The following is a 4,859-nucleotide window of genomic DNA, read 5'->3' on the forward strand; positions in this document are numbered from 1 at the left end:
CGCCGGCGCCGCAGACGTCCTGGACGTTCGCCAACGTCTCGACCAGTCTGTGCCTGGACAGCGACGCCTCCGGGGCGGCCTACACGAAGGTCTGCAACGGCGGCGACTACCAGCGGTGGAAGCTGGTGCAGGCGAGTGGCGGATACCAGCTCAAGGACCTCGCGACCGGCCTGTGCGAAGGGGCCAGGTCGAACATCGGGTCGGACGGCACCAAGTACCAGGGCTCGGTGTACACCGCGGCCTGCGCCGGTCAGGCGAGCCTGGCCTGGAGCGTCGCGACCAACTCGTTCGGTTATCAGTTCACCAACGTCGCCACCGGGGAGTGCCTCGACAGCAACGGGCAGGGAGGTGTCTACACCCAGGACTGCAACGGAGGGAACTTCCAGCACTGGTCCCGCAACTAGCGGAGCTAACGAGCCAGGGCCGCCGTCACGTCGCCGGGGAGAAGGTTCTGCAGGTCGTCCACGGTCGGATCGGGCATCTTGCGCAACCGGCTCGCCTGCCGGGTGACGGCCTTGTCCAGGAGCTGGCGGGCGTAGCGGCCGTTGCCGAACGTCTCGTCCCGGCGCAGCGTGTCGAAGTGCTTGCGCAGGACCTGCAGGGTGCCACCGTGCGGCTCGTAGCCGCCGGCCCGGGCGAGATTCTCGAAGATCGCCACCAGCTCGTCCGCCGAGTAGGAGGCGAACCGGACCTGATGGCTGAACCTGGACGCCAGCCCCGCGTTGCTCGCCAGGAACTGCTTCATGTCACCGGTGTAGCCGGCGGCGATGACGACGATCTCGTCCCGGTGATCCTCCATCAGCTTCACCAGCGTGTCGATCGCCTCCCGGCCGAAGTCGTTGCCCTGGCCGCCGGAGGAGGACAGGGCGTACGCCTCGTCGATGAACAGGATGCCGCCGCGGGCGGAGTTGAACACCTCCGTCGTCTTCACCGCGGTGTGGCCGACGTACTGCCCGACCAGGTCGGCGCGGGACACCTCGACCATCTGCCCGGTGCGCAGGACGCCCATCGCGGCCAGCAGCTCGCCGTAGAGCCGGGCCACGGTGGTCTTCCCGGTCCCGGGCGGCCCGGCGAAGACCAGGTGCCGGGACATCGACGGCGCCGGCAGCCCGGCCTCCGCGCGGGCCTTGGCCGAGGCGATGAGATCGACCAGGTCGGCGACCTCGCGCTTGACCTCGTCCAGGCCGATCATCGCGTCGAGCCGCTGCATCAGGGCGTCGACCACCTGACGCTGGCCCGCCACCGCGTCCCGACCGCGGGCGGCGGTCTCCGCCAGGTCCTCCGGCAGCAGCCGGGCAAGTTCCAGCTCGGGGGCGTCCGGCGTGGTGGCCAGCCGGTACGCCTGGCGGCCCAGCATCTCCTCGAACACCTGGCGCGCCGCCCGGGCGTTGCCGAAGGTCTCCGTCCGCGGCAGGGTGTCGAAATGCCGGCGCAGGGCCTCCTGGGTCTCGTACTCCAACGCGTAGTGGTGCTTGCGGCAGAGCCGCTCGACGATGGTGACCAGCTCGGTGCTGGAGTAGCTCTCGAACTCGATGGTCTTGGAGAAGCGCGACGCCAGGCCCGGGTTGGCGGCGAGGAAGGTGCGCATCTGCGGTGAGTAGCCGGCGACCACCACGACGAGCTCGTCGCGCCGGTCCTCCATCAGCTTCACCAGCGTGTCGATGGACTCCCGGCCGAAGTCGTGCCCGCCGCCGTCCGTCGGCGACAGGGTGTACGCCTCGTCGATGAACAGCACGCCGCCGAGCGCCGACTCGAACTTGGCGGTGGTCTTCACCGCCGTCCCGCCGACGTGCTCCGCGACGAGATCGGCGCGGGCGACCTCCACCATCTGCCCGCCGGGCAGCACCCCGAGGGCGGCCAGGATCTTCCCGAACAGCCGCGCGATGGTCGTCTTACCGGTTCCCGGCGGCCCGGCGAAGACGAGATGCCGCGACATCGGCGGCGCGTGCAGCCTGGCCTCCTGGCGCCGCTTCGCCACCTGGTGCAGCCCGACGAGAGTGGCCACCTCCCGTTTGACGCCATCCAGGCCGACCAGCGCGTCCAGCTCCGCCAGCAGCGCGGTCACCGGGTTCGGGCCCGGCGGGTCGGCGGCCGGCCCACCGCCGACGGAGCCCGGGTCCGGGCGGGAATGCTCCCGCTGGACGGCGATCGGACCGCCCGGATCCTCCTGCGGCGCGGCGGGAGGCGGTGAGCCCGCGGGGTTGCCCGACGCGGACGGCGGGGAGGGGTCCGGCATCCGGGTCGGGTCACCCCCCGCGGGGGAATGCGGCCGGTCCGCCGAGCGCGGTGCCCACCGTGAGGCGGCGTCGGCATCCCGATCGGCGGCGCCGGGGTCCGCGGGCGCCCAGTCGGCGGCGGCCCGATCCGAGGCGTCATGCGGGAGCTGGGGCGCGGGGTCGGCCACGCGGGCCGGGGGCGGCGCGGGGAGCTCGACGTTGTTGTGACCGGTCTCGACGCCGTCGATGCGCAGCTCCGTGGTCGGCGTCGCGGTCCGCACCGCCTCCCCGCCGTTGCCGCGGATCACGCCGCCCTGGATGACGACCGGCCTGTTCGTCTCCACCAGCACCCCGGGCCCGGCGTTGCCGACGAGTTCGGCGTCGGACAGCGTCGCCTGCGTGCCGGGTTCGAGCACGAGCCCCGGGCCGGCCGTGCCGTGCACGCGGATGCGGGACAGGGTCGGGTGGGCGGCGTCGCGGACCAGAATGCCGGCGTCGCGGGCGCCGTCGACCTCGACGCCGGTGACCGAGGGCCGCGCCGCCGCGGTGATCTCGATGCCGATCCGGCACTGCGTCAGCGTGGAGTTGTGCAGCTCGGTCGTGGCCGCGCCCGCCAGCCGCACCCCGGCCCGGCTGGCACCACGCACGCGGCCGTCCTCGAACCGGCCGGCACCGCCGGCGGCGTGCAGCCCGTAGGCGACGTCGCCGAGGTCGAGTCCGCCGAGCAGCGGCGCCGCCGAGCCCTCGATCGACACCCCGATCGGGCTGCCGTGGATGCGGACACCGCGGAGCTGGGCGGCCGACTCACCGAGCAGCAGGACGCCGACGTCGCCGCAGTCGGCGACCTCCCCGCCGGTGAGGACCGGCCGGGCCGCCTCGTCGGCTACCACTCCGGCCGCGCCGCTGGCCCGCACGACGCAGTGCCGCAGCTCGGCGGCCGAGCGGCCGGTGGCGTGCAGCCCGTGGCCGGCCGGCTTCTCGATCAGGCACTCGGTGAGGATCGGCGCGGCCTGATCCACGGTGATCACGCCGTGGCCGGTCACCTCCCCCAGCCGGCACCGTTCGAGGGTGGGCTGGGCCCGGTCGGCGACGTAGAGGCCGACCTGACCGCCGTCGATCCGGGTGTCGACCAGCCGCAGCCGGCTGGCCTGCTGGACGAGGACGGCGGCGCTGCTCGCCGAGCTGATCCGGGAGGCCTCGATCAGCGGCGCCCCGGTCCCGGTCGCCACGACGCCGAACCCGTCGAGGCCCGTGAAGGTGCACTGCCGGAACGTCGGCGCCGCGGCGTCCGCCACCACGAGGGCGGGTCCGCCGCTGGCCTCCACGCCCACCTCGGTGAACTCGGCGGCGCCGGCGTCGACCACCACCCCGGGACCGTGCGCGTTGCCGATCCGCCCGGCGCGCAGCCGGACCCGTCCCCCGCGCACGTGGAGGGCCGCCGCCGCCGTGGCCTCGAGCTGGCAGTTGTCGATCGCCAGCAGCCCGCCCGCCGCCTGCACCATCGGCAACTTGTCGTCACCCCCGCGCACGGTCAGGTCCCGCAGCCGGATCTTTCCCCCCGCGACCAGCAGGGCCGATCCGGTCGGCACCTCGATCACGACGCTGCCCGGCCCCTCCTCCGCGACCAGAACGACGTCGCGGGTGAAGACGAGCGACTCCCGGTACACCCCCGGCCGGACCGCGACGGTGTCCCCAGGACCGGCCGCGACGAGCGCGCGCCCGATCGCGGTCACACACTCGGCGTCGGTGGCGGAGACGGACAGGACGGCTGCGGTCACCACGGGCCTCCTAGAGCGTTCTCGGGGCGGGTGACGTCGCGTCGACGGAGGCGACGGACTCCTCGTCCAGGAGGGCCACTCCCATCTGCGGCACGACCCACACCTCGTCGGCGTCCTGCCGCGGGTTCAGCAGGTAGGCGAGCACCCGGTGCAGAGCCACCTCGTCGACCGGCAACACCCCGTCCACCAGCAACGACCCGTCCACCAGCAACGACCCGTCCACCAGCAACGACCCGTCCACCGGCAGCGACTGGTCCACCGGCAGCGACCCGCCCGTCGGCAGCGACTGGCCGAGCCCTGGACCACGGACCTCGGCGACGTGCCGGACCAGGTCCGGGTCCGGGGCGATGGCGTGCTCGTCCAGGTAGTAGCTGGTCGTGTCGGTCCACACCCACCGACCGTCCGTGCGAAACGTCAGGGGCACCACCTCGCCGCGGGCCGGGTCGAGGATGTCGGACATCAACGCCGGCGTGTCGAGGACTGGCATGCCGGCGTCCAGGTAGAGAAGCAGGTGGTCGCGACGCCCCGCGTCGTCGATCCGCGGCCGGTCCGCGGCGAAGCGGGGGCCGGCGACCGGGTCGACCTCGTCGAACACCCGGGCCACCGACACCTCGCCGGCGGGTGCACGTGCCCACAGCAGGGCGCCCGAGAGCTGGGCGAGTCGTTGGTAGGGAGGTGGTTGCTCGCCCGCCGTGCACACCTCCACCTGCGGTGCGGACTCCCCGGCGGCCAGCAGCGCGGCCTGCAGCCGGGATGCCAGGGCGGCCGCCGGGTCCGAGCGCGATTCGGCCGTGACGACGAACACCCGCTTCGGCGCCGGCCACGACGACCCCGCCGCCGGCACCCGCCAGGCGCGCCACAGGCC

General features: G+C 73.7%; 2 protein-coding genes and 1 pseudogene. 1 reads left to right on the plus strand and 2 read right to left on the minus strand.

Annotation, left to right across the window (positions count from 1 at the left end; translation table 11 throughout):
* Positions 1 to 404: RICIN domain-containing protein (locus ND748_RS25280; protein ID WP_251748535.1), on the plus strand; the 404-nt coding region annotated here is incomplete at its 5' end.
* 5 nt (positions 405 to 409) lie between these two features.
* Here the strand turns inward: ND748_RS25280 and ND748_RS25285 are convergent.
* Both ND748_RS25285 and ND748_RS25290 read right to left on the minus strand, forming a co-directional pair.
* The gene (locus tag ND748_RS25285) at positions 410 to 3,994 is read right to left on the minus strand and encodes an AAA family ATPase (protein ID WP_251748536.1); all 3,585 of its coding nucleotides are present in this window, start codon (positions 3,992 to 3,994) and stop codon (positions 410 to 412) included.
* Between the two features lie 10 nt (positions 3,995 to 4,004).
* Positions 4,005 to 4,859 (minus strand): annotated as a pseudogene (locus ND748_RS25290) (hypothetical protein); the annotation flags it as partial.

This window comes from Frankia sp. AiPs1 (genome assembly GCF_023716945.1).
Classification (GTDB): Bacteria; Actinomycetota; Actinomycetes; order Frankiales; family Frankiaceae; genus Frankia.